Source organism: Streptomyces sp. NPDC058157 (genome assembly GCF_042884105.1).
Taxonomy (GTDB): domain Bacteria; phylum Actinomycetota; class Actinomycetes; order Streptomycetales; family Streptomycetaceae; genus Streptomyces.
Genome location: NZ_JBHVUQ010000025.1, coordinates 1 through 25,538, shown reverse-complemented (window position 1 = coordinate 25,538; position 25,538 = coordinate 1). Strand labels below are relative to the sequence as shown.

Here is a 25,538-nt window from a genome sequence, read left to right as displayed (position 1 = left end):
GGGCGGGCCCTACGGCCGCCCGGTCACGATCGCCGTCACTGTCGTGCCCCTGGCGAAGGCCCCCGCCTCCGTCAGGGTCGTCAGGGCCCGGAGGAGCTTCGCGACGTAGACGCGTTCCACCGGGAGGCCGTGGCGGGACTCGAAGTCCTGCGCGAAGGCTTCGAGCGGCGGGGGGACGCGGGCGTAGCCGCCGTGGTCGTGGCCCTCGGCCAGGGTCCAGTTGGGGGTCGGGGCTCCGAAGGCGGCCGTCTGGAGGGAACGTATCTCCCCGCCCAGGAAGCCGCCCGCCAGGACCGGGACGCCCAGGGCGTGCTGCTCCGGGGCCAGGCCGGCCGCCAGGCCGGCCAGGGTGCCCCCCGTGCCGCAGGCGACGGCCACCACGTCGCCGGCGCCGCGCAGTTCGCGCCCCAGTTCCGCGCAGCCCGTGAGCGCGAGCGCGTTGCTGCCGCCCTCCGGGACCAGGTAGGCGTCCTGGGCCCCGGCGGCGGTCAGGAGGCGGGAGAGGACCTCCGGCTCGGCCTTGCGCCGGTAGTCCGCGCGGGTGACGAAGCGCAGCCGCATGCCGTCCGCCGCGCAGCGGGCCAGGGAGTCGTTGAGGGGGCGGTCCGCGAGCTCGTCGCCCCGGACGAGGCCGACCGTCTCCAGGCCGAGCAGCCGTCCGGCGGCCGCCGTGGCGCGGAGGTGGTTGGAGTAGGCGCCGCCGAAGGTGACGAGCCGGTCGTGGCCCGCCTCCAGGGCGGCCCGGAGGTTCGGCGCGAGTTTGCGCCACTTGTTGCCCGGGAGCTGCGGGTGGACGAGGTCGTCCCGCTTGAGGAGGAGCCGCACCCCCTGCGCGGCGAAGCGTTCGTCGGCCGCCTCGACGAGAGGGGACGGCGGGCGGGGGCGCAGCTCGGGGTGGGTCACCCGTCCATTGTCACTTCAGCCGGTCGGCCACACGTTCGCGCAGCCAGTCCATCGTGAAGCCCTTGGGGTCGATCTTGCCCGGCTGCCATTCGAGGTGGCCGATGACCGAGCGGGCGCCCCAGTCGTGGACGCGGCACAGGGCCGCCGCCGCGCGGGTGACGGCGTCGAGCTGGACGGCGGGCCAGGGGTCCTCACCGTCGCCGAGGTTCTCGCATTCGAAGCCGTAGAAGTAGCGGTTGCCGTCGGTGTCGGCCTGGTGGTCCGGGGGGAGGCGGCGCTCGGCGACGACCGCCGCGAGGACGTCGGAGTCGCCGGCGCCGGCGTGGTTGGCGCGGCCGTAGCCGACGAGGTGGACGCGGCCGTCCTTGGTGATGACCCCGTGGCAGAGGGGTCCGGGCAGGGCGCGGTCCCCGTCGCGGCAGAGCTGCACGGTGTAGGCGGTGCCGTGGGTGACGGTGTGGTGGATCATCACCCCGTGTACCGGCCCCCAGGGGCCCTTGTGGTTGCGGTTGTGCGTGCGCCAGCTGCCGACCTCGACGACGGTCAGCCCTTCGGCGCGCAGGGCGTGGATGAAACGGTCCGCGGACATGGGTGCGGACATGGCCGCCTCCCTTACGGTACGTGTTCGGTGCGTCACGTACCGGTGTAGTGGAAGCGGCCATTCCGTGGCTAGGGCGGGTTTCGGCCAGCCGTCACGCCGAGGCGAGCCAGAGGTCGGGGCCGAAGACCTCGTAGTGGATGTCGGACGCCGGGACCCCCTTGGCGATCAGCTGGGCGCGGACCGACCGCATGAAGGGGAGCGGGCCGCAGAGGTAGGCCTGGGTGCCGGGGGCGACGGGGGTGGCGTCCAGGTCGAGGAGGCCGGTCGCGTCGCCCGGCTCGGCGTCGGACTCGTACCAGAAGCGGGCCGAGGCGTCGGGGAGCTTGTGCGTCAGGGCGCGGTGGTCGGTGCGCAGGGCGTGGTCGGCGGGGGTGCGGTCGGCGTGGACGACGGTGACGGGGGCGGGGTGTCCCGTTTCGGCCAGGTGCTCCAGCATCGAGAGCATCGGGGTGCAGCCGATCCCGGCGGAGGCGAGCAGGACCGGCGCGGTGGAGTCCCGCAGGACGAGGTCGCCGTACGGGGCCGAGACGCGCAGGGTGTCGCCGGTGCGGACGTGGGCGTGGAGGTGGTTCGAGACCTCGCCGTCGGGGCCGTCGCCGCCGTGGACCCGCTTGACCGTGATCGTCCGGACGGGGGAGCCGGGGGCGCTGGTGAGGCTGTACTGGCGGATCTGGCGGGCGCCGTCGGGGAGTTCGGTCTGCACGGAGACGTACTGGCCGGGCTTGGAGCCGGGCGCCGGGGTCCCGTCGGTGGGGACGAGGTGGAAGGTGGTGCAGTCCGCGGTCTCCTCGACGCGCGCGGCCACGGTCCAGTCCCGCCAGACGTCGCCGGCCAGGACCCGCTGTTCGGCGTAGAGGCGCTCCTCGACGGCGATGAGGGCGTTGGCCATCAGCCAGTAGACCTCGTCCCAGGCCTCGGCGACCTCCGGGGTGACGGCCTCGCCGAGGACCTCGGCGATGGCCTCGAAGAGGTGCCGGTGGACGACCGGGTACTGCTCGCGGGTGACGCCGAGGGAGGCGTGCTTGTGGGCGATGCGGCCGAGCATCACGTCCGGGCGGGTGTCCGGGTGCTCCACGAGGTGGGTGGCGAAGGCCGCGACGGACCCGGCGAGGGCCTGCTTCTGGAGGCCGGCGTTCTGGTTGCCGCGGTTGAACAGGTCGCGCAGGAGTGCCGGGTGGGCCGCGAACAGCTTCTCGTAGAACAGCTCCGCGATGTCGCCGATCGCCGCCCCGACGGCGGGCAGGGTGGCGCGTACGGTCGCGGCCGACTTCTCGGACAGCATGGGGTCTCCTCGCGGCAGTGGTTAATTGGCATACGGGGTTCATATTTACGGGTGCGCGGCGGCACGCTCCCTGGTGGTGCGGGGCCCTCGGGGGTGGGTCAGCCGGCCGGGCCGCGGGCGGGGGCCGAGAGGCCGAGGAGGAGGGGCCCTGTGGGGGCCGCCACCAGTTCCGCCACCGTGAGCGGGTCCAGCGCGGCGAAGAAGGCCTCCTGGGCCCGGCGCAGCGCCCCGCGCAGGACGCACGCCCCGCGCAGCGGGCAGGGGGTGGTGCCGTCGCAGTCCACGACGTCCCCCTCGCCCTCCAGCTCGCGCACCACGCCGCCCACCGAGGCGGCCCGGCCGGCGGAGGTGAGCGCCAGTCCGCCGCCGCGGCCGCGCCGCGCCTCGACCAGGCCGAGGTGCTGGAGCCGGGCGACCACCTTGGCGGTGTGGGTGTAGGGAACCTCCATGGTCGCCGCCACCTCGCGGGTGGTGGGGAGTTCCGTGTCCTCGACCGCCAGGCGCATCAGGACGCGCAGCGCCAGGTCGGTGAATCGGGTCAGCCGCATGGGGACAGGGTAGGAAAACTGGCATCGGAGATGCAAGTTAGGGATCGGACCCAGAAGGATGCCCAGCCTGGACGGGAGTAGTCCCACCCTTTTGTGTAATGGTCCGACCGCATTGCGTGCTGAAAGGGTTCTCTATCGCAGACCCATGGAGTGATCGAAAGGCGAAGACATGTCGGTCCAGGCGGGCTCCGAATCCGAAGCCCAGACACCGCAGCGCAGTCTCGGCACCGCGGCCGCGCGGAACTTGGCGAGCACCACCAAGTCCGCCCCGCAGATGCAGGAGATCACCTCGCGGTGGCTCCTGAAGATGCTCCCCTGGGTATCCGTCCAGGGCGGCACCTACCGCCTCAACCGCCGCCTCAGCTACTCCGTCGGCAACGGCATCGTGGAGTTCGTCAAGACGGGCCGCCAGGTCCAGGTCATCCCCGCCGAACTCGGCGAACTGCCCCTCCTTCGCGACTACACCGAAGAGGACGTCCTCACCGAACTCGCCGCCCGCTGCCGGCAGCTCGACTTCGAGGCCGGCCAGGAGCTCACCTCCTTCGGCAGCCCCTCCGACCAGGTGTTCCTCCTCGCGCACGGCCGCATCGACCAGATCGGGCCCGGCCCCTACGGCGACGACGCCGTCCTGCGCACCGTCGCCGACGGCGCCTACTTCGGCGAGGACGCCCTCACCGACGAAGAGGCCATCTGGGAGTACACCGCCCGCGCCGCCACCTCCGGCACCGCCCTCGTCCTGACCCGCCAGGACTTCCAGATCCTCGCCGACCGGGTCCCCTCGCTCCGCGCCCACCTGGACAGCCTGAGCACCCGGCCCGAGCGGCACGCCAACCCGTACGGTGAGGCCGCCATCGACCTCTCCGCCGGCCACCACGGCGAAGCCGTGCTCCCCGGCACCTTCGTCGACTACGAGGCCCGCCCCCGCGAGTACGAACTCTCCATCGCGCAAACGGTCCTGCGCGTCCACACCCGCGTCGCCGACCTCTACAACCACCCGATGAACCAGACCGAACAGCAGCTGCGGCTGACGGTCGAGGCGCTGCGGGAGCGCCAGGAGCACGAGATGCTCAACAACCCCGACTTCGGCCTGCTCCACAACGCCGACTACGACCAGCGCGTCCAGCCCCACGACGGCGCGCCCACCCCCGACGACTTCGACGCGCTGCTCTCCATGCGCCGCGACTCGAACCTGTTCCTCGCCCACCCCAAGGCCATCGCGGCCTTCGGCCGCGAGTGCAACAAGCGCGGCCTCTACCCCGAGACCGTCGACGTCGCCGGGACCCGGGTGCCGGCCTGGCGGGGCGTGCCGATCTTCCCGTCCAACAAGATCCCGGTCAGCGACGCCCGGACGACGTCCATCCTCTGCATGCGCACCGGCGAGGAGAACCAGGGCGTCATCGGACTCCACCAGCCCGGGATCCCCGACGAGATCGAGCCGAGCATGTCGGTCCGCTTCATGGGCATCAACGAGCAGGCGATCATGTCCTACCTGGTCACCGCCTACTTCTCCGCCGCCGTCCTGGTCCCCGACGCGCTCGGCGTGCTGGAGAACGTCGAGATCGGCCGCTGGCGCTGATGGCCGCGCACACCGTCGCCACGGGCGAGGGGCAGGAGGCGGCCGCCCTCCTGGACCGCACGAGGGAAGCGGTCGACCCGGAGCTGCGCCGGGCCGTGGAGAGCCTGCCCGCCCCCACCCGGCGGGTGGCGGCGTACCACTTCGGCTGGGCGGACGAGGACGGCGGACCGGCCGCCGTCGGCGCGGGCAAGGCCATCCGGCCGGCCCTCGTCCTCGCCTCGGCGCGGGCCCTCGGCGGCCCGCAGGGCAGCCCCGGGTCCGCGGTACGGGCGGCGGCCGCCGTGGAGCTGGCGCACAACTTCACCCTGCTGCACGACGACGTCATCGACAACGACGCCCGCCGCCGCGGCCGGCCCACCGCCTGGACCGTCTTCGGGATCCCGGACGCCCTCCTGACGGGCGACGCGATGATGGCGCTCGCCCTGCGGATGCTCGCCGACGACCCGCACCCGGCCTCGGCGCGGGCCTCGGCCCGTCTCGCGGCCTGCATCGTCGAGCTGTGCGCCGGGCAGCAGGCGGACTGCGCCTTCGAACGGCGTTCCTCCGTCTCCCTGGAGGAGTGCCTGGCCATGGCCACGGCCAAGACCGGCGCCCTCCTGGGCTGCGCCTGCGCGGTCGGCGCGCTGTACGCGGGCGCCGGGCCGGAGGAGGTCGAGGCGATGGACGCCTTCGGGCGGGAGGCGGGCCTGGCCTTCCAGCTGATCGACGACCTGATCGGCATCTGGGGGGACCCCGGGCACACCGGCAAGCCCGCCGGGGCCGACCTGCTCGCCCGCAAGAAGTCCCTCCCCGTCGTGGCGGCCCTCACCTCCGGCACCGAGGCGGGGGAGGAGCTCGCCGCCCTGTACGCGGGCCCCATGACCGGGGACGAGGACGTGCCGCGGGCCGCCCGGGCCGTCGAGCGGGCCGGTGGCCGCGACTGGGCGCAGGACCACGCCGCCGACCGGATGGGCCGGGCGGTGCAGGAGCTGTCCCGCGCGGTGCCGGACGTGGCGGCGGCGGGCGGGCTGCTGGCGCTCGCCGAGTTCGTGACGCGCCGTACGAAGTAGGGCGGGTTGGCCCGTTCCGGCACCGCGGGGGTGCCGGAACGGGCCTTTCCGCGTGCTCGGGCCAACTCTAGTATCGCTCGCGGTAGTTGACGTGCGAGTGAAGGGCGTGACCTGTGGTGCTGGAGATACGTCAGGCGGATCGGTCGGACCGGGACGCCGTCGCGCGCCTGCTGGACGAGGCCTTCCGCAGCGACCCGGTCAGCTCCTGGGTCTTCCCCGACCCCGCGCACCGGGCCGCCGTCCACGGGAGGTTCCTCGGGGTCTTCGTCGACGTGGCCCTGGCCGAGGGCCGGATCGACTGCGCCGCCGACGGCTTGGCGGCCGCGCTGTGGCTGCGGATCCCGGCCGGCGATCCGGAGGGGGAGGCCGCCGAGGACGACGTCCCCGCGAAGATGCGCGCGGTGGCCGACCCCGGCAACGAACGGTGCGAGCTCGTCGGACGCCTCACGGGAGCCGTGCACCCGACCGCCGAGGAGCACGAGTACCTGCTCATGATCGCGGTCGCGCCCGGGCGGCAGGGCGAGGGGCTGGGTACGGAGCTGATCCGGCCGGTGCTGGAGCGCTGCGACCGGGACGGGGTCCCCGCGTACCTGGAGGCGAGCAGCGAGCGGAGCATGCGGCTCTACGAGCGGCTGGGGTGGGAGTTCACCGGTGAGGCGGTGCGGCTGCCGGACGGCCCGCTGATGTGGCCGATGTGGCGCAAGCCGCAGGGGGGTGGGGGCCTTGCCTAACCACTTCATCTGAAGTACTTTGACTGTCGTGCCACGGAGCGTGGCACCCCCTCACGGAAGAGACCCCGCTTGCGCAAGCTCACGTACTTCGTCGCCACCACCGTCGACGGGTTCATCGCGGCCCCGGACGGCGATGCCGATTTCATGTACGCCTACGTCGACCAGGAGTTCCTCGGGCACCTGATCGCCGAATATCCCGAGACGATCTCCGCCGCCGGCCGCGCCCACCTCGGCATCGCCGACGCCCCGCCGAAGCGCTTCGACGCGGTGATCATGGGCCGGAACACCTACGAGCCGGGCCTCAAGGCCGGCATGACCAGCCCCTACGGCCACTTCCGGGAGCAGTACGTCGTCTCCCGCTCCCTCGCCGAGGCGCCCGACCCCGAGGTGCGCCTGATCAGCGGGGACATCGCCGCCACGGTCCGCGAGCTCAAGGCGCAGGACGGCCTCGGCATCTGGCTGTGCGGCGGCGCCGACCTCGCGGCGCAGCTGGCCGACGAGATCGACGAGTACATCGTCAAGACCTACCCGGTCCTCGCGGGCGCCGGCATGCCGATGTCCCGCACGGGCTTCGGGGTGCGGGAGCTGGAACTGACCGGCTGCACTGCGTTCGGCGGCGGCCAGGTCGTCTCCGCGTACACCGTCAAGCGCTGACCGGGCGGACGCGCGGAACCGGCCTACCGTGGAGGTATGGCCGGTGAACGAGAACGCGCGCACCCGACGGTCGCCCCGCAGGCCGGGCACGAGCAGCGGACCTGCCCGGCCTGCGGGACCCCCGTGGAGACGGTGGTCCGCCGCCACAAGTCCCTCGGGATCTTCGTACCCACGTGGGGCCCGGGCCCCTGCCCCGACCCGGACTGCCCGCGGCACGCGCCCGCGGAGGGATGACCCTCCGCGGGCGCTGCCGTACGGGACGACCGTCAGGGCTCAGCCCTTGGTGCCGAGACCCGAGCCGACCAGACCGTTGGCCCACAGCTGGTTGACGCGGGAGCGCTCGGCGCTGTTCGGGTTGGGGTTGGTGCACGAGGTGCCCGGGCCGCCGCCCGACATCAGCTCGCTGCACGGACCCGAGTAGTGGTCCGGCAGACCCAGTACGTGACCCGTCTCGTGGGCCGTCACGCGGGTGGAGTTGTACTGCTGGTTCTGCGCGTAGTCCAGGAAGATGTAGCCCCGGCCGTGCCCGTCGGTGCTCGCGTACGAACCGCGGGAGTCGTTGCCCTCGTAGTACGAGAAGCTCCCGCCCGAGGCCACCTCCTGCAGCTTCACGTTCGAGACCGAGCTGTTCCAGATGCGGGTCGAGTTGGCTATCTGGGTGCGGAAGCTGGGCGCGTTGCGGGTGTTGTAGGTGACCGTGACGGCCGCCGTGGCGCTCGGGTTCGCGGCACGCTGCTCGGCCACCGCGCGCTGGACGGCCTCGAAGAAGGCCTTGTTGGCGGCCTGGTTCTCCGTCGAGCGCTCGTACGCGGCGTAGCTCGCCGGGCTGCCGCCCGCCGGGGTCGCGGCCGTCGCGCTCGGGACGACGCCGCCGAGGACGGCGACGACACCCAGGCCGACGGACGCGGCGGACAGCATGGTCCTGCGGGAGTGGCGCATGTGGGGGGCTCCTACTCGTCAGGTGGTGCGGTGGGGGGTGGATGGGTCATCCGGTACGGGAGTCTGCGGGAGCCGAAGGCGGGTGCGGATGATGTCAGAGGCCGATAACACCGCCCTATCGGGGGGTTTCGGAGAGATTTACCTTGGTCAACTAGCGTGAGAATGGCGGGATTCGGGGGGCTATCGGCGGCTGGTGCGGTCCCGTGGGCCCGCCTACCCTCGGGTCATGGAGCTCGAGGTGAGGCACCTGCGCGCGCTGTGCGCCATCGCCGACGCCGGCAGCCTGCACAAGGCCGCCCGGCAGCTCGGCGTGAGCCAGCCCTCCCTGACGACGCAGCTGCGCCGGATCGAACGGGCCCTCGAGGGCGAGCTGTTCCTCCGCGAGCGCACCGGCTGCCGGCCGACTCCCTTCGGGCGCACGGTACTCGGCCGGGCACGGCCGCTCCTCGCCGAGATGGCCGCACTGGTCGCCGACGCGCGGGCCGCCGCCCACGGACCCCGCCTGCGGATCGGCTCGACCGCGAGCCGGGCCCTGCCGGGGTGGCTGCGCCGGCTGCACCGGCGCGCGCCGGAGACGGAGACCACGCTGGTGGTCGACGTCTCGGCCAACGCGCTGCTGCGGATGACCGCCGCCGGGCAGCTGGACGTGGCGTTCGTGCACGAGGTGGAGGGCAGTCCGCTGCGGGTGCCGGGCGGGCTGGAGCTGCGGGTGCTGATGGAGCGCGAGCCGCAGTTCGTGTCCATGTCCCTGGACCATCCGGCGGCCCGCTCGTCGGTGGTGGAGTTAGAGGACCTGGCCGGGGACCGCTGGACGGTGGACCCCTCGGTCGACGGCGAATGGGACGGCCTGCGGCGCGTGTTCGCCCGCGCGGGCCTCACCCCGCAGGTCCTGCACGCCGACTACCACACGGCGGCGTCCCTGATCGTCTCCGGCGAGGCGGTGGCCCCGTGCCAGCCGACGTCGGGCCCCCGCGACGACATGGCGATCCGCCCGCTCCAGGGCGACCCCCTGGCGGTCCGCCTCCTGCTGGCCACCCGCCCGGGCGAACACGAGGAGGCCTACGAGGACCTCCGCGCCGCCTACCGCGAAGCGGCCCTGGGCACCCCGCCGTACCGTGCGTGGCTGTCGCGGCAGGGGAGCTCGCTGCTGGTGGCTTAGGCCCGCCATCTCCCCCTCGAGGGGCCGGGGGCGGGTCGGAGGCTGCCCACCCGCCTCGCGGCGGTGTCCCGGCGGGGCGGGGCGGGACTGCCGGCCGGGACCGGGGGAGGGCGGGGCCTCAGCCGGGCGGTCTCAGGGAGGGTTGGGGGCTTCCCGCCAGTCTCATCGTCCTTCCGCGTCGGGCCGGCCTGTCAAGGGCGCTCCTTCGTCGCGTCGCTGCGCGATGGCCTTCGGCCACCCTTGACAGACCGTCCCGCCACGGAAAAACGAAGACTGCCGCGAACCCCCCAAAGGAACGGGACGGAGGATCAATGGACATACGGCGGGATCAGGGATCAGGCGGGGTGGTCGGGGGCCGCCTCGCCGGGCATCCGGGCCGACATGGGCAGCAAGCGGCACCGCCGCACGCGTCAGATCGCTACGCGCTTCTCCCGTCTCGGCGTCCGGCGGCCGTCTGGGGCCGCTACCCGCAACACATGCCGGTCAGAGAGACATTCGGGGCCGGTGGGCGCGTCTGATCGCTACGCGCTTCTCTCGTTTCGGCGTCCGGCGGCCGTCGAGGGCTGATACCCGCAGCACATGACGAAACGGGCCCCATCCGGGACCCCACGGCGCCCGAGATCGCTACGCGCTCCCCATGTTCCGGCGTCCGAGGGCCGTCTGGGGCTGGTACCGGCGCCACAGGCCAACCGGCAGAGCATCCCGGCCCAGGACGGCGGCAAGCCGCCGAAAGAGCGAAGCGCGTAGCGATCCGACGCGCCCACCGACCCCGAATGGGGTCCTGATGAGCATGTCTTGCGGGTAGAGACCCCAGACGAGCTGCGGACGCCGAGACGGGAGAAGCGCGTAGCGATCTGACGCGGAGGGAGGCTCCGATTGCTCCTGAAAACGGCCCGGATGGGTGTCTGCCGGCCCCCGGCCTGGCCGCCTGGTCCCTGAGACCGCCGCGTGTCCTAGGAACGTCCGTCCCGTTCCTTTGGGGGTTTCCCGGCAGTCCTTGTCTTTCCGGTTCGGGTCGGTCTGTCAAGGGTCGCCGGAGGCGATCGCGAAGCGACGCGACGAAGGAGCGCCCTTGACAGGCCGGCCCGGACCGGAAGGACAGTGGGACTGGCGGGAAAGCCCCAACCCTCCCTGAGACCGCCCAGGTCGGACCCCGCCCTCGTGGGTCCCGGGCGGCTGTCCGCTACCGCCCCGCCGAAACCCCGCCACCACCCCGACCCCGCCTCCGTACCTGCTTGACTTCGCGACGCCGCGATATATCGTGTTCTGAAGAAGACGCGATATGTTGCGTGCGTCGCGTCGGTCCACGAGGAGGAGCAGCACCATGCCTGAGCAGATGACCTGGTCCGTCCCCGCCCCCCAGCGGCTCGCCTTCGAGCAGCCGGTCACGGACCTGCGGGTCCGTGTGGTCGGCGGCACCGTCAACGTCGTCGCCTCCGAGGACGGGCCCGCGCGGCTGGAGGTCACCGAGGTCGACGGGCCCCCGCTGCACGTGGTGCAGGAGGGCGGCACCCTCACCGTGTCCTACGAGGACCTGCCCTGGAACGGCACCCAGGGCTTCAAGAAGTGGTTCGAGGGCAAGCCCTGGAAGGCCTGGTCCGGCTCCTCCTCCGACGGGCGCAAGGCCTGGGAGCGCAGCGTCACCGTCACGCTGACCGTGCCCGCCGCCACCGCCGTCCAGCTGGCCGCCGTCAGCGCGACCGCGTTCGTCTCCGGCATCTCCGGCGCCACCGACGTCACCGGCGTCTCCGGCGACGCCACCCTGGTCGGGCTCTCCGGGCGGGTCAAGGCGCACACCGTGTCCGGCAGCGTCGAGGTGCAGTCCGTCACCGGTGAGCTCGGCTTCCACTCGGTCTCCGGCGGGCTGACCGTCGTCGACGGCGCGGGCGGCAGCGTACGGGCCGACTCCGTCAGCGGTGACATGCTCATCGACCTCGCCCTCGACGGCGCGGCCCCCAAGCCGGTGGACATCTTCCTCAACTCCGTCTCCGGCCAGGTCGCCATCCGCCTCCCGCACCCCGCCGACGCCAAGGTCGAGGCGAACACCGCCACCGGCAGCGTCTCCAACGCCTTCGAGGACCTGCGCGTCACCGGGCAGCTGGGCGCCAAGCGGATCACCGGCACCCTCGGCAAGGGCTCCGGCACCCTGCGGGCCACCACCGTCTCCGGGTCCATCGCCGTCCTGCGCCGCCCGCAGGCGGACACCGAGGCCGCCGCCTCCCTCCAGCTCGACAAGAAGGTGCTCTGACATGCCGCCCGTCTTCGCCCACGGCCGCCTCCGCCTCTACCTCCTCAAGCTGCTGGACGAGGCGCCCCGCCACGGGTACGAGGTGATCCGCCTGCTGGAGGAGCGCTTCCAGGGGCTGTACGCGCCCTCCGCCGGCACCGTGTACCCGAGGCTGGCGAAGCTGGAGGCCGAGGGGCTCGTCACGTACGCCACCGAGGGCGGGCGCAAGGTGTACTCGATCACCGAGGCGGGCCGCGCCGAGCTGGCCGACCGGGGCGGGGAGCTGGCCGACCTGGAGCTGGAGATCCGCGACTCGGTCTCCGAGCTGGCCGCGGAGATCCGTGACGACGTCCGGGGCGCCGCCGGTGACCTGCGGCGCGAGATGCTCGCCGCGGCCAACGCCTCGGCGACGCAGCCCGAGGACGAGTCCTGGAAGGCCGCCAAGGAGGAGCTCCGCAAGGCGCGCCAGGAGTGGAAGGAGCAGGCCCGCCGGGCCAAGGACGAGAGCCGCCGGGCCCGTGAGGAGGCCCAGCAGGCCCGCCGCCAGGCCAAGGAGGCCCAGGAGCGGGCCCGCGAGGAGGTGCAGCGGATCGCCGCGCAGCTCCAGGAGCAGCTCGGCAGGACGGGCGGGGTGTTCGGCAGCCTGGCCGGGGCCTGGCTGGGCGGCGGCGGTTCCGTCGCGCCCGAGACGCCCACCGCCCCGGGCCCGTCGGGTTCGGCGTGGGCCGACGACCTGACCCCCGGGCCGGACCCGGCCCGCGACCTGGACCGGCTGCTGGACCGGTTCCGTGACGACGTCCGGGACGCGGCCCGCGACCACGGGGTCACCCCGGCCCAGCTGGCCGAGGCCCGTGCCCACCTGGCGGCGGCCGCGGCCCGCATCGAGGCGGGCCTGCGCCCGGGCGCGTAGGCCGTCAGGCCGCGAGGGCGGTTTCCACCCGCGCGTACGTGACCCCGTGGTCCGCGAGGACCTCGGAGACCGTGCCGGGGCGGGTGAGCAGGGCCAGGAGCAGGTGGGGGGTGCCGATGTGGCGGTCCTTGCGGCCCAGCGCGATGCGCAGGGACTGCTCCAGGGTCTTCTTCGCCCCCTGGGTGAACGGGAAGTGGCGCCGCTTGGGTTCCGGGCGGCCCAGGGCCTCGCGGAGGGAGGAGCCGAGGCTCCGCCTGCGGGGTGCGGGGGCCGTGAGGGCGCCCTCGCCGTGGGTCTCCTCGATCCGGGAGACGATCTCCGAGAGGTCGATGCCCAGGTCCGCGAGGGCCTCCTCGTCCACCCTGGAGATCCCGCCCCGGCGGCGGGCCGCCTCCAGGTCGGCGGTCAGCGCGGGGGCGTCCACGCCGAGGGCGTCCAGTGCGCCCAGCTCCAGCAGGGACAGCAACAGGTGTTCCTCGGTGACGGTGTCGGCCCGGGCCGCCACGGCCTGGGCGACGGCCCGGGACACGGCCTCGCGCGCGTCCGAGGTGAAGCGTTCGAACATCAGAGCCTCCCATGCTTCTTGTGCACGGCCTGCCGGCTGACGCCGAGTTCGGCCGCGATCTCCTGCCAGGACCAGCCCTGGGCGCGGGCGCTGCGTACCTGGACGGCCTCCAGCTGCTCCAGCAGCCTGCGGAGGGCGGCCACGGCACGCAGGCCCACACGGGGGTCCCGGTCTCCGGCCCGTTCGGCGAGATCGGTGGCTTCGGTCATGCTGTCAATCTAGGTTGACGCGGGAGGGGTGTCAACCCAGATTGACGAGCAGGGGCGGGGGCGGATGCTCAGACCGTGAGGACGATCTTTCCGAATAGGTCGCCGGACTCGAGGCGCTCGAAGCCCTCGCGGGCGCGGTCCAGCGGCAGGACCTCGTCGATGACCGGGCGGACCCCGGTGGTCGCGCAGAAGGCCAGCAGATCCTCCAGCTCGTCCTTCGTGCCCATCGTCGAGCCGACCACCTTGAGCTCCAGGAAGAAGATCCGCCGCAGCTCCCCCTGGGGAGGGGTGTCGCCGCTGGTGGCGCCGGAGATGACCAGGGTGCCGCCGGGCCGCAGGCACTTGACCGAGTGGGACCAGGTGGCCGCGCCCACCGTCTCGATCACCGCGTCCACCCGGTGGGGGAGGCGGGCGCCGGGCGGGAAGGCCTCGATCGCGCCCAGTTCCACCGCCCGCTTGCGCTTGGCCTCGTCCCGGCTGGTGGCGTAGACCCGCAGGCCCGCCGCCTTGCCCAGGACGATCGCGGCGGTGGCGACGCCGCCGCCCGCGCCCTGGACGAGGATCGAGTCGCCGGGGCGGACCCCGGCGTTGGTGAACAGCATCCGGTAGGCCGTCAGCCAGGCCGTCGGCATGCAGGCGGCCTCCGCGAAGGACAGCTCGGCGGGCTTGCGCAGCACGTTCCAGGCCGGAACGCTGACCTGCTCGGCGAAGGTCCCCTGGTAGAGCTCGGTGAGCACCGAGCGGGGCTCGTCCGGGCCGACGCCGTGGCCGCTCTGGCCGATCACGGAGTGCAGGACGACCTCGTTGCCGTCCTGGTCGGTGCCGGCCGCGTCGCAGCCGAGGATCATGGGCAGTTTGTCGGCGTCGAGGCCCACCCCGCGCAGGGACCACAGGTCGTGGTGGTTGAGCGAGGCGGCTTTGACGTTGACGGTCACCCAGCCGGGGCGGGCCTCGGGGGCCGGGCGTTCGCCCAGCACGAGGCCGTTCAGGGGCTGGTCTCGGTCGATTCGGGCGGCATAGGCAGCGAACATGGCGCCAGAGGCTACCGGTCGGTAGGGCCCATGACCAGGGGCGCGGGGCTGCGGATGGGGCGTACTGGAAGCGGAGTGAGGTCTCTCAACTACCGTCCGTGCCATGCCGTTTGTGGGTCTGTATAGGCCTAAACGGAAGAGATCGGCAGGCTCCGGATGGGGGTAATATTCAGGCCATGCGGTGGCTCGTCATGATCGTGTCGCGTGCCCCGCACACTCCTTCTGCGTTCCCGGGGCGCCCTTCGCGCGCTCTTTCCGCGCGCCCGCTCGTGCCCGGTCGTGTCCGGTCGAGCCGGTGAGGAGGCCCACGGCCGGCCGCGGCGAAGGACCCGGGACGTCCCCTCCCCGTTCGGGGGCGGGGAGGGTGCGTTCCCCTGCGCGGCGGCCCTCCGTACACGAAGAGGCCCGGCCGGATCGCTCCGGCCGGGCCTCACCCGTTCAGCCCCGCGGGGCCCCGCCCGTCACTCAGACGAGGCGGGCCACGCCGTCGGCCTTCGCCGCCGCGGCGACCGCGGCCGTGACGGCCTCGGCGACGCGCTCGTCGAACGGCGAGGGGATCACGTAGTCGGCGGCGAGCTCGTCGCCCACGACACCGGCGATGGCATCGGCGGCGGCGATCTTCATGCCCTCGGTGATCCGGGTCGCGCGGACCTTCAGGGCGCCCGCGAAGATGCCCGGGAAGGCCAGCACGTTGTTGATCTGGTTCGGGAAGTCCGAACGGCCCGTGGCCACGACCGCCGCGTACTTGTGCGCGATGTCGGGGTGCACCTCGGGGTTGGGGTTGGCCATGGCGAAGACGAAGGAGTTCGGCGCCATGGTGGCGACTGCCTCCTCGCCCACCGTGCCGCCGGAGACGCCGATGAAGACGTCCGCGCCCGCGAGGGCCTCCTCCAGCGTGCCGCTGCGGCCCGTCTTGTTGGTCAGGCCCGCGATCTCCGCCTTGACGTCCGTCAGGTCGGTGCGGTCCGCCGAGACGACGCCCTTGCGGTCGGTGACGCAGACGTCGCCGATGCCCGCGTCCACGAGGATCTTGGCGATGGCGATGCCCGCCGCGCCGGCGCCCGCGATCACGGCGCGCAGGTCGCCGAGGGTGCGGCCGGTCAGCTTGGCCGCGTTGCGCAGGGCGGCCAGCGTCACGATGGCCGTGCCGTGCTGGTCGTCGTGGAAGATCGGGATGTCGAGGGCCTCCTGGAGGCGCCGCTCGATCTCGAAGCAGCGGGGGGCGGAGATGTCCTCCAGGTTCACCCCGCCGAAGGACGGCGCCAGACGGATGACCGTCTCGACGATCTCGTCCGTGTCCTTGGTCGCGAGCGCGATCGGAACCGCGTCCACGCCGCCGAACTGCTTGAACAGGATGGCCTTGCCCTCCATGACGGGGAGGGAGGCCTCGGGACCGATGTCACCGAGTCCGAGCACGGCCGTACCGTCGGTGACGACGGCGACCACGTTGGACTTCCAGGTGTACTCGTTCACGAGCTCGGGCTGCTCGGCGATGGCGGTGCACACCTTCGCCACGCCGGGCGTGTAGGCCAGGGACAGGTCATCCTTGTCCTTGACGGGCACGGTGGCCTGGATGGCCATCTTGCCGCCCCGGTGCAGCGCGAAGACCGCATCGGGGTTGTTGTCCGTCGCGCTGTCGCTGCGAGGGTTGACGATCTCGGCTGCCACTTCGTGTGACCCCTTAAGTCCTTGTGTTGATTGAGGGTGGCCACTCCTGGTTAAGGGGTGGGCGGGCACCGCGTCCGTACTCCGCATCGACGGTTGGCCCGTCTCCGCGGAGGGGAGGTTCGTACGCGCGGGCGCGCCGCACGCGCGCCCTGAGCCCCGGATGAGGGGTGTAAGGATCTGTTCTACCCGAAGAGCACACGCCCAGACGAGTCGATTCCGGACTGATCGTAGGGTCCTTGTCCCGGTTTTGGCCAAAAGTCCAAAGGTTGCTGTCCAGTACCTGAGACGAGCCGCAAATAGTGAGGCGAAAATGCCAGGTCACGGCGGTTTGTGCGGCTCCGAGGGGCCTTGCCCGCAGTCCTGTTGGGTAGTCGGGGGCGCCCGTTATCTGATTTTGACCTCACGGGCACCCTGAATGCGTCAGTCCGAATGGCAAGATGCCGTAATCACACAAGGTCGCGGCGCTCGATGGTGCGTGCTCGACCTGTTCTCGGATGCTTTTCCACCCCTGTCGGAGGAACCAGCTCATGACCGCTAGCACCACCCGTCGTACGACCGCCGCCCGGTCCCGGATCGCCGCGGTCGGCGCGATCGCGGTCGCCGGCGCCCTGATCCTCACCGGCTGTGGCGACCAGACCGACAAGGCCTCCTCCGGCTCGGGCACGGCCGACAAGAGCGCCCCGCTCTTCTCCAAGCTCCCGAAGAAGATCCAGGACGCGGGTGTCATCAAGGTCGGCTCGGACACCGCCTACGCCCCGATGGAGTTCGTGGACAACGGCAAGATCGTCGGTGTGGACCCGGACATCGCCGAGGCGCTCGGCAAGCAGCTCGGCGTGAAGCTCCAGTTCACCTCCGGCACCTTCGACGGCCTGATCACCTCGCTGGAGACCGGCCGCCAGGACGTCGCGATCTCCTCGATGACGGACAACAAGAAGCGCCAGGAAGGCCTTGACGACAAGGGCCAGAAGATCGGCAAGGGCGTCGACTTCGTCGACTACATGTCCTCCGGCGTCTCGCTCCTGGTCCGCAAGGGCAACCCGGACAACATCAAGTCCCTCGACGACCTCTGCGGCAAGACGGTCGCCGTCCAGCGCGGCACCATCTACGAGGACACCTTCAAGGCCCAGGCCGAGAAGTGCGGCGACAAGAAGCTCACCATCGAGGCGTTCGACACCGACGCCGAGGCCCAGACCCGCGTCAAGGCCGGCGGCGCCGTCGCCGACCTGAACGACTTCCCGGTCACCTCGTACATCGCGAAGACCTCGGGCGGCGGCAACGACTTCGAGGTCGGCGGCCAGCAGTCCGACGTCGGCCTCTTCGGCATCGCGGTCTCCAAGAGCAACAACCAGCTCCGCGACGCCCTCAAGGAAGCCGTCGACGCCATCATCAAGGACGGCTCCTACGCCAAGGTCCTGGAGAAGTGGAACGTGAAGGACGGCGCCGTGCAGTCCGCCACGATCAACGCCGGCAAGTAATACCGAAGCGCTCCACTGAAGGGCAGTCATTGTGACTGACAAGATCGACAAGGGTCCGGAAGACGCCACTCCGCCGGCCGGGCCCGGCGCCTCGGGCACCACCCCCTACGAGGCCATCAAGGCAATCCCCGTACGGCACTACGGCCGCTGGATCAGCGCCGTGGTCGTGGCCGTACTGCTGGCGTGGCTCGTCTACGCCTTCTCCCAGGGCAAGATCATCTGGGGGACGGTCGGCGACAAGCTGTTCGACTCCTCGGTCATCAGCGGCCTCGGCAACACCGTCGTCATCAGCATCACCTCGATGGCGCTGGGCCTCGCCCTCGGCATCCTCTTCGCGGTGATGCGCCTGTCGAAGAACCCGGTCACCAGCTTCGTGGCCTGGCTCTACATCTGGTTCTTCCGCGGCACCCCGGTCTACGTCCAGCTGCTGGTCTGGTTCAGCCTCCCGCTGATCTTCCAGTACATCAACCTCGGTCCGATCTACAAGAACGAGACCGTCGACGTCATGACCCCGTTCATGGTCGCCCTCCTGGGCCTCGGCCTGAACGAGGGCGCCTACATGGCGGAGATCGTCCGCGCGGGCATCCAGTCCGTCGACGAGGGCCAGAGCGAGGCCTCCCACGCGCTGGGCATGACCCAGACGCAGACCATGCGCCGCGTCGTGCTCCCGCAGGCCATGCGCGTGATCATCCCGCCGACCGGCAACGAGTTCATCAACATGCTGAAGACCTCCTCCCTGGTCTCGGCGGTGCAGTACACCGAACTCCTGCGGGCCAGCTCCAACATCGGCAGCACCGCCGGCGCGGTCATCGAGATGTACTTCGTGGCCTCCATCTGGTACCTGGCCCTGACCAGCGTCTTCAGCGTCGGCCAGTACTACCTGGAGCGCCGCTACGCCCGCGGCGCGCAGCGCACGCTGCCGCCCACGCCGTTCGAACGGCTGAAGGCCAACCTGAACATGTTCCGCCGTACGGAGGTCGCGCGATGACCGCCAAGACCGCTCAGCCGATGGTCAAGGCCGAAGGCGTCCACAAGTCGTACGGCGCCGCCCACATCCTGCGGGGCATCGACCTCGAGGTAGCCCCCCGCGAGGTGTTCTGCCTGGTCGGCCCGTCCGGCTCCGGCAAGTCCACCTTCCTGCGGTGCATCAACCACCTGGAGCGCATCAACGCCGGCCGGCTCTCGGTCGACGGCCAGCTGGTGGGCTACAAGCAGAAGGGCGACAAGCTCTACGAGCTGAAGGACAGCGAGGTCGCGGCCCAGCGCCGGGACATCGGCATGGTCTTCCAGCGCTTCAACCTCTTCCCGCACATGACGGCCATAGAGAACGTCATGGAAGCCCCCGTCATGGTCAAGGGCGAGTCCAAGGCGGTGGCCCGCGAGCGCGCGGTCAAGCTCCTGGACCGGGTCGGCCTCGGCGACAAGGGCGGGAACTATCCCACCCAGCTCTCCGGCGGCCAGCAGCAGCGCGTGGCGATCGCCCGCGCGCTGGCCATGGAGCCGAAGCTGATGCTCTTCGACGAGCCCACCTCGGCCCTCGACCCGGAGCTGGTCGGCGACGTCCTCGACGTCATGCGCGACCTGGCCGAGTCGGGCATGACCATGATCGTGGTGACCCACGAGATGGGCTTCGCCCGCGAGGTCGGCGACAACCTCGTCTTCATGGACGGCGGCGTCGTGGTCGAGTCCGGCCACCCGCGCGACGTGCTGGGCAACCCGCAGCACGACCGCACCAAGGCGTTCCTCTCCAAGGTCCTGTAGCCGCGCGGCCGTGGCGAAGGGGCGGTACGGGTCTCCGTACCGCCCCTTCGCGCTGCCGCCGGAAGTTACCGCTTCAGACCTAGGACCAGCGCGTCCGAGGGGGAGCGCCAGACCGTGCGGGCCTCCGCGAAGCCCGCCTCCCGCAGGGTGCGCGCGTGCCAGAACTCGTCGGGGGTGTCCCCGTCGGCGTGCTCCCCGTAGATCGCGAAGCGGGCCTTCGTCGGCTCGGCCAGGACCGGGTCGGCGGCGGCCAGTGCCCACCAGTCGCGCCAGTCCAGGACCCCGGCCGCCTTCGCCCGGTCCATCCCCGCGTGCCGCAGCGCCCGGTCGGCGGCGTTGACCAGCGGGGTGGAGGGGTCGGGCATGTGGTCGGCGTTCATGAACACCCCGCCCGGGCGGACCAGCTCCGCGATCTGCCCGTAGAGGACCGCCAGCTCGTCGCTGTGCAGCCAGTGCAGGGCCGTCGCGGTCAGGACGGCGTCGTAGGAGTCGTACGGGAGCGCCGCGCGCCAGTCGGGGTCCTTGAGGTCGGCGGTGACGAAGGCGACCCGGTCGTCGCCCGCGAAGTGGCCCCGGGCGATCGTCAGCAGGGCGGGGTCGAGATCCAGCCCGGTGGCGACCGCCTCCGGGAACCGTTCGAGGAGGCGGTCCGTGATACTTCCCGTACCGCACGCGAGGTCCAGGACCCGGGGGGCGGGGCCGGTCAGCGCCCCGACCATGTCCAGCATCACCCGGAACCGCTCCTCGCGGTCGGGCATGTACCACTCCTGCTGGCGGTCCCAGCTGTCCTGCCAGGCCTGCCAGTCCGTACCGAACGAGCCAGTCACCGTATCCGTCATCCCGAACCCCTCCATACGTAATACCCTCGAAGCGAGAGCAGCCGTTACCGGCGGCCGTGACCCGACCCTAACCCGCAGCCGTAAGGACTACAAGTGGAACTGGCCCATTACTCGGACTATGCCGTGCGCCTGGTCAACACCGAGGAGCCGGCCCGCAACAAGGACGCCCTCACCTCGGCGGACGACGTCCGTGCCCTCTTCGGCCCCAGCACGCAGATGGCCCGCCGCGTCACCGACACCGACGTCACCCGCTTCCGCAACGTCCGCGGCCGGCTCCGCGCCGTCTTCGAGGCCGCCGACGGCGGCGACCACGTCCTCGCGGTGGACCTGCTGAACTCCCTGCTCATGGAGTTCCCCGTCAGCCCCCAGGTCTCCGGCCACGACCTCGTCGGCCCCGACGGACGCCCCGACTGGCACATCCACCTCGCCGACCACCCCTCCAACGCCAGCGCCGGCTACGCCGCCATCGCGTCCTTCGGCCTGGCCTTCCACCTCACCGAGCACGGCCCCGACCGGCTCGGCCTCTGCCAGGCCCCGCCCTGCCGCAACGCCTACCTCGACACCTCCACCAACCGCTCCCGGCGCTACTGCTCCGACCGCTGCGCCACCCGCGCCAACGTCGCCGCCTACCGCGCCCGCAAGCGCCTGGAGGCCGAGGAGTCCGCCCGCAGCGGCCGCACCGCCGACAGCGCCCAGGACAGCCGGGCCCTCAGCGAACTCTGATGCGCCGGGCGGGGCCGCAGCCGCAGCACGGCCGTCGCCAGGACGAGGTCGTCGGGGACGGCGCCGTAGTCGGTGCTGTCCCCGGTCTCGTTGAACGGGTTGTCCCCGAGCACCCACCAGCCGCCCGGCCGCCGCTCCGCCGCCCGCTTCACCACCAGCAGGTCCTGCTGCAGCGGATGCCGGAACACCACCACGTCACCCGGCCGGACCAGCGCCCCGTACCGCACCACCATCCGGTCCCCGGGCAGCAGCGTCGGCACCATCGACGGCCCCACCACCTCAGTGATCCCGACGCGCACCCGCGCCCGCCCGCTCTCCGCCATCCACAGCCTCCTCGTCCTGCCCGCATGGTGCCGCACGCCGCCGTAGGTTCGCTCACCCGTCCTCGGCGGAGGCTGGACTTTTGTCCTAAGCCCATGGGGGCGCCCGCGATTTCCGTCTTCTCAGCGAGTAATCTCCACCCTTGAGAAGACGATCACGAGGAGGACCCACTCCAATGCTTTCCCGCTTCTTCGCCCCCAAGGTGAAGGTCTCCGCCCACTGCGACCTGCCCTGCGGCGTGTACGACCCGGCCCAGGCCCGCATCGAGGCCGAGTCCGTCAAGGCCGTCCAGGAGAAGTACCAGGCCAACGAGGACGCGGACTTCCGCGCGCGCGCCATCACCATCAAGGAGCAGCGCGCCGAGCTCGCGAAGCACCACGTCTCGGTGCTGTGGAGCGACTACTTCAAGCCCCCGCACTTCGAGAAGTACCCCCAGCTGCACACCCTGGTCAACGACACCCTGAAGGCCCTCTCGGCCGCCAAGGCGTCCAACGACCCGGCGACCGGCGCCAAGGCCCTCGAGCTCATCGCCGAGATCGACCGCATCTTCTGGGAGACGAAGGCCGCCTGATCCAGGCCTTCCCCCGGCACCACCACCGAGGGGCCCGACCGCATGCGGTGCGGCCCCTCGGTCGTTGCCGCCTGCGGACTACTCGTCCTCGTCGTCCTCGTCGTCCAGCCGGGCCAGCCAGGTGGCCAGGCGCTCGACCGGGACCTCGAAGTCAGGATTGAGGTCCACGAAGGTGCGCAGCTGCTCGGCGAGCCACTCGAAGGTGACCTCCTCCTCGCCGCGCCGCTTCTCCAGCTCCTCGATGCCGCGATCGGTGAAGTACAAGTCGGGCTCCGTGCCGTCTCGGGGTGTGTTTCCCGCCAGGATAATCCGGGTCCCCTGCGACACCTCCCGCCTTCCCGCCACCGGCGCTAGCGTGGACGGAGCCGATGGGGCGGGCGGGGGAGGGGGGTCTCGGGATGCCGGACGGGCGCACGGTCGGCCCCGCGCGCGCCTTCGAGCTCCTCGAACCCCTGGTCCGGGCCGCCACGGTACGCGTCCACGCGGCCCCGGGCGGGTATGACAGCGCTGGGACCGGACCCACCTGGGGCAGCGGCTTCTTCATCGCCCCCGGCTGGGTCCTCACGTGCGCGCACGTCGTCGGTGAAGGGGGTGCCGGGGTGCGTCTGGCGGGGCGTGAGGTCGGCATCAGCTTCTTCCCCGGCGGGGACACCACCGCCGGCGGGACGGTCGCCGGGCGGGTGGAGTGCGTCCTGCCCGAACGGCTGGACGAGCGCCGGCCCGGCCGGCGGGCCCTGTGGGACCTGCCCGACCTCGCACTGGTCCGCGTCCTGTCACCCGTCACCCACACCTGCGTCTGGCTCACCGACCGGGCCCGGCCCCGCCTCGACGAGGCCGCCTACTTCGGCTGCACCGAGGAACTCGGCATCCGCGAGATCACCGGCCGCACCACCCGGCTGCGCGGCCTCGCCGGAGGCGGCGCCGCCATCCGCCTCGGCGACGACGACGAGATCGAGGCCGGCATGTCCGGCGGCCCCGTCGTCGACCTGGCGCGCGGGGAGGTCGTCGGCGTGGTCAAGGCCCGGCGGCACGCGGGCGGCGGCGGCCTCGCCGTGTCCGTGTCCCAGCTGCGGACCCTGCCCCTCGCCGCGACCGGCCAGACCGGCCTCTACCGCCGGGTCATGCAGGCCCACGACCTGTACCACTACGACCGCCACCTCAGCGACCTCGACAGCCGCCGCACCTGGACCGACGTCCACGACCTGCTCCCCGACACCGAGAGCGACCCCTACGGCGGCCGCGGCCGGCTCACCCCCGGCGAGCGGACCACCCTGTCCGGGCTCCTCGCCGAACTGCCGCCGCCCGGATCCTCCGAGGCCGTGCGGGAACTCGCCGAACGGGCCAGGGGCGAGGAACCCGACACCACCCTCCCCGCCCCCCTCAGCTGGCGCGACGGCCTCGGCCTCCTGCACGACCCGCCCGGCGCGGGCGGCGAGGCCGCCGCGATGCTCCGCTACGCCACCGGCGTCAGCGTCGCCGACCACCGCGAACCGCCCGCCCCCGGCGCCGACGAGGAACTGTGGGACTGGGTCCGGGCCACCGCGGAACGGCTGTGGCGGCCGCTGCGCCGCGAGCTCGCCGAACAGCACGAACGGGGCCTGGCCGAACGGGACCGGCGCCGCCGCCAGGCCGCCGGACGGGCCGCCCTGGGCCGCGCCCGGCCGCCCCAGGGCCTGCCCGCCGGACCCTCGGTCCTGCTGGAGGCCTGGGCGCACGGCTGGGAGGACGTCTACGACTGGCGGGTGTCCGTCCTGGCCGGCCCCGCCCGGCCCGGCCGGGTCACCCCGGTCGCCGCCGGCGTACGGGCCACCCTCGCGGGCCTGCCCGAGGCGCTGCGGGCCCCGCTCGCCGAGGGCTTCCGCCGCTGCGACACCCACGAGAGCGCCGCGCCGCTCGAAGTGGCCGTCGCCCCCGAACTGTTCGGGCTCGCCTTCGACGAGTGGCCCGTCTCGGGCGGCGTCCCCGTCGGGGTGCAGCGCCCCGTGGTGCTGCGCCACCCGGACGCCGCCGCCGGCCCCGCCGCCCGCGCACGCTGGGCGCGGGTGCAGGCCGGGCCCCTGCTGGACCAGCGCGCCGACTGCTCGCGCGGCCGCCCCCGCAGCCCCTCCCCGGGCTGGCTCCAGGGACTGCCCGACACCACCGTGCCGGTGCTCTGCCGGGACCCCGCCGCCGACCCGACGCTGGGCGCCCTGCACTCCGTACGGGACGCCGGGTACGGGGTGGCGGTGTGCCGGCGGCCCCCGGCCGACCCCTCGACCTCGTGCGCGCCCTTCCACCGGGGGCTGCGCGAGGAGTTCACCGAGGCGGCCCGGGGCGCGGCCCTGCCGCAGCGCCTCCAGAGCCTGCGGCAGCGGGCCCACGGGGCGGACCCCGACGCGTACTGGGCGGCCGGGCTGGCCCTCGTCTGGGAGGACCCGGACCGCGCCCTGCCGGAGGACGAACCGCTGCAGGGGGACCTTTGAGGCGGGGGCCCGCAGGAGGGCGGCCGTGGTGTGGGAGGGAGCGGCAGTGAACGACGAATGGCTGATCTACCGGGGGGTCGGCGAGCCCCACGACGGGATCGAGACGCTGCCCGACCCGCCGCCCTGGCGGGACTTCGACGGCGGGCCCGTCGCCGAGCCCGGCCCGGCGGCCGCGGCCGCCGACGGGAACGTGGCCCGGCGCCTGGGCGCCCACCGGCAGGCCGCCGAGCTGCACCGGCCCGAGCCCGAGGAACTGGAGGCCGTCAACGCGGCCCTCTACCTGCGCCGGCCCCTGCTGGTCACCGGCTACCCCGGCACCGGCAAGTCCACCCTCGCGCACGCCGTCGCCCACGAGCTGAAACTCGGCCGCGTGCTGCGCTGGCCCGTGGTGTCGCGGACCGTCCTCCAGGAAGGGCTCTACCGCTACGACGCCCTCGCCCGGCTCCAGGACGTGCAGATCGCCGCGAGCGGGGCCGGCCGGGGAGGCGGGGCCGCGGCGGCGACGCCCCCCGGCATCGGCAGGTACATCCGGCTCGGGCCGCTCGGCACCGCCCTGCTGCCCACCGCCCGGCCCCGCGTCCTGCTCGTCGACGAACTCGACAAGAGCGACATCGACCTGCCCAACGACCTGCTGAACGTGCTGGAGGAAGGCGAGTTCACGCTGCCCGAGCTCGAACGCGTCGCCGACTCCGAGCCCGAGGTCCAGGTCCTCACCGACGACGGCACCAAGGCCACCGTCCAGGGCGGCCGGGTCCGCTGCCGGGCCTTCCCCTTCATCATCCTCACCAGCAACGGCGAACGGGACTTCCCCGCCGCCCTGCTGCGCCGCTGCATCCAGCTCAAGCTCGGCCAGCCCGGCGAGAAGCGCCTCGCCACCATGGTCCGCGCCCACCTCGGGGAAGAGGCCGCGCGGCTCGGCGCCGACCTGATCCGCGAGTTCCTCAGCCGCTCCCGCTCCGAACTGGTCGCCGCCGACCAGCTGCTCAACGCCATCTACCTCACCCACTACGCCTCCCCGCCCAGCCGCGAGGACCTCGCCGACCTCCTCATCCAGCGCCTCGACCGCCCGAGGTGAGCACCGGTGCCCCCCGAGCACGCCGACCCCCCGGCCACCGGCCCCGGCGACCCCGGGCTGCGGGCGCTGGCCGGGCTGCTCCGGGCCGCCGGGCTCGACCCGTCGCCCGAGGAGCTCGCCGACGCCCTCTGGCTGGCCGCCCGGACCCGCGAGGCGGCCCGCGCGGCCGCGCCCGACCCCGGCACCGGCCGGGAGCCCCGGCCCGCCCGGACGCCCGCGGGGGCCGGGCGGGCCCCGGGGCGCCCGGCCGGCACGAGCC

General features: G+C 72.7%; 27 protein-coding genes and 1 pseudogene. 16 read left to right on the top strand and 12 right to left on the bottom strand.

The window, feature by feature from the left end:
* Positions 1–9: 9 nt before the first annotated feature.
* The 4 genes from ACFVXK_RS09295 to ACFVXK_RS09280 all read right to left on the bottom strand — a co-directional run bounded on the left by ACFVXK_RS09295 (position 10) and on the right by ACFVXK_RS09280 (position 3,334).
* Complete coding sequence (locus ACFVXK_RS09295) at positions 10–903, bottom strand: 1-aminocyclopropane-1-carboxylate deaminase/D-cysteine desulfhydrase (RefSeq protein WP_389610898.1); 894 nt, start codon at positions 901–903, stop codon at positions 10–12.
* Positions 904–913: 10 nt separating this feature from the next.
* The gene (locus ACFVXK_RS09290) at positions 914–1,504 is read right to left on the bottom strand and encodes an N-acetylmuramoyl-L-alanine amidase (RefSeq protein ID WP_389610897.1); all 591 of its coding nucleotides are present in this window, start codon (positions 1,502–1,504) and stop codon (positions 914–916) included.
* A gap of 91 nt (positions 1,505–1,595) precedes the next feature.
* Complete coding sequence (locus ACFVXK_RS09285; protein WP_389610896.1) at positions 1,596–2,786, bottom strand: globin domain-containing protein; 1,191 nt, start codon at positions 2,784–2,786, stop codon at positions 1,596–1,598.
* 98 nt (positions 2,787–2,884) lie between these two features.
* The gene (locus tag ACFVXK_RS09280; RefSeq protein WP_389610895.1) at positions 2,885–3,334 is read right to left on the bottom strand and encodes an RrF2 family transcriptional regulator; all 450 of its coding nucleotides are present in this window, start codon (positions 3,332–3,334) and stop codon (positions 2,885–2,887) included.
* Positions 3,335–3,503: 169 nt separating this feature from the next.
* On the opposite strand from ACFVXK_RS09280, the gene ACFVXK_RS09275 reads away from it, so the two are divergent.
* The 5 genes from ACFVXK_RS09275 to ACFVXK_RS09255 all read left to right on the top strand — a co-directional run bounded on the left by ACFVXK_RS09275 (position 3,504) and on the right by ACFVXK_RS09255 (position 7,578).
* The gene (locus tag ACFVXK_RS09275; RefSeq protein ID WP_389610894.1) at positions 3,504–4,910 is read left to right on the top strand and encodes a family 2B encapsulin nanocompartment shell protein; all 1,407 of its coding nucleotides are present in this window, start codon (positions 3,504–3,506) and stop codon (positions 4,908–4,910) included.
* Positions 4,910–5,959 (top strand): family 2 encapsulin nanocompartment cargo protein polyprenyl transferase, encoded by a 1,050-nt coding sequence (locus ACFVXK_RS09270; RefSeq protein WP_389610893.1) that lies wholly within the window; start codon positions 4,910–4,912, stop codon positions 5,957–5,959. Before ACFVXK_RS09275 ends, ACFVXK_RS09270 begins: the two co-directional genes overlap by 1 nt.
* Positions 5,960–6,072: 113 nt before the next feature.
* Positions 6,073–6,690, top strand: a complete 618-nt coding sequence (locus ACFVXK_RS09265) for a GNAT family N-acetyltransferase (RefSeq protein WP_389610892.1) — start codon at positions 6,073–6,075, stop codon at positions 6,688–6,690.
* A 69-nt stretch (positions 6,691–6,759) separates the two neighbouring features.
* Positions 6,760–7,344 carry a dihydrofolate reductase family protein gene (locus ACFVXK_RS09260; protein WP_389610891.1) on the top strand — a complete coding sequence of 195 codons (585 nt, stop codon included), beginning with the start codon at positions 6,760–6,762 and terminating at the stop codon, positions 7,342–7,344.
* A 36-nt stretch (positions 7,345–7,380) separates the two neighbouring features.
* Positions 7,381–7,578: a hypothetical protein gene (locus ACFVXK_RS09255; protein ID WP_389610890.1), complete on the top strand. Its 198-nt coding sequence runs from the start codon at positions 7,381–7,383 to the stop codon at positions 7,576–7,578.
* Between the two features lie 39 nt (positions 7,579–7,617).
* Here ACFVXK_RS09255 and snpA read toward each other — a convergent pair whose 3' ends face one another.
* Positions 7,618–8,283, bottom strand: a complete 666-nt coding sequence (gene snpA, locus ACFVXK_RS09250) for a snapalysin (RefSeq protein ID WP_389610889.1) — start codon at positions 8,281–8,283, stop codon at positions 7,618–7,620.
* A 226-nt stretch (positions 8,284–8,509) separates the two neighbouring features.
* Between snpA and ACFVXK_RS09245 the strand changes: the two genes are divergently transcribed.
* From ACFVXK_RS09245 to ACFVXK_RS09235, 3 genes are all read left to right on the top strand, one after another.
* A complete protein-coding gene (locus ACFVXK_RS09245) occupies positions 8,510–9,442 on the top strand; it encodes a LysR family transcriptional regulator (RefSeq protein WP_389610888.1) in 933 nt (310 codons plus the stop codon).
* Between the two features lie 1,324 nt (positions 9,443–10,766).
* Entirely contained in the window at positions 10,767–11,690 is a 924-nt protein-coding gene (locus ACFVXK_RS09240) for a DUF4097 domain-containing protein (RefSeq protein WP_389610887.1), read from the top strand.
* Between the two features lies 1 nt (position 11,691).
* Complete coding sequence (locus ACFVXK_RS09235; RefSeq protein WP_389610886.1) at positions 11,692–12,579, top strand: helix-turn-helix transcriptional regulator; 888 nt, start codon at positions 11,692–11,694, stop codon at positions 12,577–12,579.
* 4 nt (positions 12,580–12,583) lie between these two features.
* Here ACFVXK_RS09235 and ACFVXK_RS09230 read toward each other — a convergent pair whose 3' ends face one another.
* From ACFVXK_RS09230 to ACFVXK_RS09215, 4 genes are all read right to left on the bottom strand, one after another.
* The gene (locus tag ACFVXK_RS09230; protein ID WP_389610885.1) at positions 12,584–13,144 is read right to left on the bottom strand and encodes a Clp protease N-terminal domain-containing protein; all 561 of its coding nucleotides are present in this window, start codon (positions 13,142–13,144) and stop codon (positions 12,584–12,586) included.
* A complete protein-coding gene (locus ACFVXK_RS09225) occupies positions 13,144–13,353 on the bottom strand; it encodes a helix-turn-helix domain-containing protein (protein ID WP_042818984.1) in 210 nt (69 codons plus the stop codon). Before ACFVXK_RS09225 ends, ACFVXK_RS09230 begins: the two co-directional genes overlap by 1 nt.
* Positions 13,354–13,421: 68 nt before the next feature.
* Positions 13,422–14,384 (bottom strand): zinc-binding dehydrogenase, encoded by a 963-nt coding sequence (locus tag ACFVXK_RS09220; RefSeq protein ID WP_389610884.1) that lies wholly within the window; start codon positions 14,382–14,384, stop codon positions 13,422–13,424.
* A gap of 465 nt (positions 14,385–14,849) precedes the next feature.
* On the bottom strand, positions 14,850–16,052 hold the full coding sequence (locus tag ACFVXK_RS09215) for an NADP-dependent malic enzyme (protein WP_389610883.1): 1,203 nt from the start codon (positions 16,050–16,052) through the stop codon (positions 14,850–14,852).
* A gap of 527 nt (positions 16,053–16,579) precedes the next feature.
* On the opposite strand from ACFVXK_RS09215, the gene ACFVXK_RS09210 reads away from it, so the two are divergent.
* Genes ACFVXK_RS09210 through ACFVXK_RS09200 form a run of 3 tightly spaced genes read left to right on the top strand, consistent with a single transcriptional unit; the run spans position 16,580 to position 19,288 of the window.
* Positions 16,580–17,527: an ABC transporter substrate-binding protein gene (locus ACFVXK_RS09210; RefSeq protein ID WP_389610882.1), complete on the top strand. Its 948-nt coding sequence runs from the start codon at positions 16,580–16,582 to the stop codon at positions 17,525–17,527.
* Positions 17,528–17,558: 31 nt separating this feature from the next.
* Complete coding sequence (locus ACFVXK_RS09205) at positions 17,559–18,515, top strand: amino acid ABC transporter permease (RefSeq protein WP_389610881.1); 957 nt, start codon at positions 17,559–17,561, stop codon at positions 18,513–18,515.
* A 20-nt stretch (positions 18,516–18,535) separates the two neighbouring features.
* On the top strand, positions 18,536–19,288 hold the full coding sequence (locus ACFVXK_RS09200; RefSeq protein WP_045946348.1) for an amino acid ABC transporter ATP-binding protein: 753 nt from the start codon (positions 18,536–18,538) through the stop codon (positions 19,286–19,288).
* Between the two features lie 65 nt (positions 19,289–19,353).
* Here the strand turns inward: ACFVXK_RS09200 and ACFVXK_RS09195 are convergent, their stop codons facing one another.
* On the bottom strand, positions 19,354–20,127 hold the full coding sequence (locus ACFVXK_RS09195) for a class I SAM-dependent methyltransferase (protein WP_389610880.1): 774 nt from the start codon (positions 20,125–20,127) through the stop codon (positions 19,354–19,356).
* Positions 20,128–20,220: 93 nt separating this feature from the next.
* On the opposite strand from ACFVXK_RS09195, the gene ACFVXK_RS09190 reads away from it, so the two are divergent.
* Positions 20,221–20,850, top strand: coding sequence for a CGNR zinc finger domain-containing protein (locus ACFVXK_RS09190; RefSeq protein WP_387264797.1), 630 nt, complete (start codon positions 20,221–20,223; stop codon positions 20,848–20,850).
* On the opposite strand, the gene sodX is transcribed toward ACFVXK_RS09190, so the two are convergent.
* Positions 20,754–21,173 (bottom strand): nickel-type superoxide dismutase maturation protease, encoded by a 420-nt coding sequence (sodX, locus tag ACFVXK_RS09185; RefSeq protein WP_389610879.1) that lies wholly within the window; start codon positions 21,171–21,173, stop codon positions 20,754–20,756. The genes ACFVXK_RS09190 and sodX overlap by 97 nt on opposite strands.
* Positions 21,174–21,346: 173 nt before the next feature.
* Here sodX and sodN point away from each other — a divergent pair, with 173 nt between their 5' ends.
* Positions 21,347–21,742 (top strand): superoxide dismutase, Ni, encoded by a 396-nt coding sequence (gene sodN / locus ACFVXK_RS09180; RefSeq protein ID WP_007266490.1) that lies wholly within the window; start codon positions 21,347–21,349, stop codon positions 21,740–21,742.
* 78 nt (positions 21,743–21,820) lie between these two features.
* Here the strand turns inward: sodN and ACFVXK_RS09175 are convergent, their stop codons facing one another.
* Positions 21,821–22,006 carry a DUF6104 family protein gene (locus ACFVXK_RS09175; protein ID WP_010061466.1) on the bottom strand — a complete coding sequence of 62 codons (186 nt, stop codon included), beginning with the start codon at positions 22,004–22,006 and terminating at the stop codon, positions 21,821–21,823.
* A 134-nt stretch (positions 22,007–22,140) separates the two neighbouring features.
* On the opposite strand from ACFVXK_RS09175, the gene ACFVXK_RS09170 reads away from it, so the two are divergent.
* The 3 genes and pseudogenes from ACFVXK_RS09170 to ACFVXK_RS09160 all read left to right on the top strand — a co-directional run.
* Positions 22,141–24,204: a trypsin-like peptidase domain-containing protein gene (locus ACFVXK_RS09170; RefSeq protein ID WP_389610878.1), complete on the top strand. Its 2,064-nt coding sequence runs from the start codon at positions 22,141–22,143 to the stop codon at positions 24,202–24,204.
* A gap of 46 nt (positions 24,205–24,250) precedes the next feature.
* On the top strand, positions 24,251–25,279 hold the full coding sequence (locus ACFVXK_RS09165; RefSeq protein WP_389610877.1) for an AAA family ATPase: 1,029 nt from the start codon (positions 24,251–24,253) through the stop codon (positions 25,277–25,279).
* Between the two features lie 6 nt (positions 25,280–25,285).
* A pseudogene (locus ACFVXK_RS09160) lies at positions 25,286–25,538 on the top strand (hypothetical protein); the annotation flags it as partial.

Excerpts from the sequence above, each read along its gene's own strand:
- ACFVXK_RS09290 (WP_389610897.1), bottom strand. The coding sequence starts at position 1,504 with ATGTCCGCACCCATGTCCGCGGACCGTTTCATCCACGCCCTGCGCGCC.
- sodX (WP_389610879.1), bottom strand. The coding sequence starts at position 21,173 with ATGGCGGAGAGCGGGCGGGCGCGGGTGCGCGTCGGGATCACTGAGGTG.
- ACFVXK_RS09285 (WP_389610896.1), bottom strand. The coding sequence starts at position 2,786 with ATGCTGTCCGAGAAGTCGGCCGCGACCGTACGCGCCACCCTGCCCGCC.
- ACFVXK_RS09210 (WP_389610882.1), top strand. The coding sequence starts at position 16,580 with ATGACCGCTAGCACCACCCGTCGTACGACCGCCGCCCGGTCCCGGATC.
- ACFVXK_RS09245 (WP_389610888.1), top strand. The coding sequence starts at position 8,510 with ATGGAGCTCGAGGTGAGGCACCTGCGCGCGCTGTGCGCCATCGCCGAC.
- ACFVXK_RS09240 (WP_389610887.1), top strand. The coding sequence starts at position 10,767 with ATGCCTGAGCAGATGACCTGGTCCGTCCCCGCCCCCCAGCGGCTCGCC.
- ACFVXK_RS09255 (WP_389610890.1), top strand. The coding sequence starts at position 7,381 with ATGGCCGGTGAACGAGAACGCGCGCACCCGACGGTCGCCCCGCAGGCC.
- ACFVXK_RS09230 (WP_389610885.1), bottom strand. The coding sequence starts at position 13,144 with ATGTTCGAACGCTTCACCTCGGACGCGCGCGAGGCCGTGTCCCGGGCC.
- ACFVXK_RS09225 (WP_042818984.1), bottom strand. The coding sequence starts at position 13,353 with ATGACCGAAGCCACCGATCTCGCCGAACGGGCCGGAGACCGGGACCCC.
- ACFVXK_RS09235 (WP_389610886.1), top strand. The coding sequence starts at position 11,692 with ATGCCGCCCGTCTTCGCCCACGGCCGCCTCCGCCTCTACCTCCTCAAG.
- ACFVXK_RS09170 (WP_389610878.1), top strand. The coding sequence starts at position 22,141 with ATGCCGGACGGGCGCACGGTCGGCCCCGCGCGCGCCTTCGAGCTCCTC.
- ACFVXK_RS09220 (WP_389610884.1), bottom strand. The coding sequence starts at position 14,384 with ATGTTCGCTGCCTATGCCGCCCGAATCGACCGAGACCAGCCCCTGAAC.
- ACFVXK_RS09275 (WP_389610894.1), top strand. The coding sequence starts at position 3,504 with ATGTCGGTCCAGGCGGGCTCCGAATCCGAAGCCCAGACACCGCAGCGC.
- snpA (WP_389610889.1), bottom strand. The coding sequence starts at position 8,283 with ATGCGCCACTCCCGCAGGACCATGCTGTCCGCCGCGTCCGTCGGCCTG.
- sodN (WP_007266490.1), top strand. The coding sequence starts at position 21,347 with ATGCTTTCCCGCTTCTTCGCCCCCAAGGTGAAGGTCTCCGCCCACTGC.
- ACFVXK_RS09195 (WP_389610880.1), bottom strand. The coding sequence starts at position 20,127 with ATGACGGATACGGTGACTGGCTCGTTCGGTACGGACTGGCAGGCCTGG.
- ACFVXK_RS09270 (WP_389610893.1), top strand. The coding sequence starts at position 4,910 with ATGGCCGCGCACACCGTCGCCACGGGCGAGGGGCAGGAGGCGGCCGCC.
- ACFVXK_RS09280 (WP_389610895.1), bottom strand. The coding sequence starts at position 3,334 with ATGCGGCTGACCCGATTCACCGACCTGGCGCTGCGCGTCCTGATGCGC.
- ACFVXK_RS09200 (WP_045946348.1), top strand. The coding sequence starts at position 18,536 with ATGGTCAAGGCCGAAGGCGTCCACAAGTCGTACGGCGCCGCCCACATC.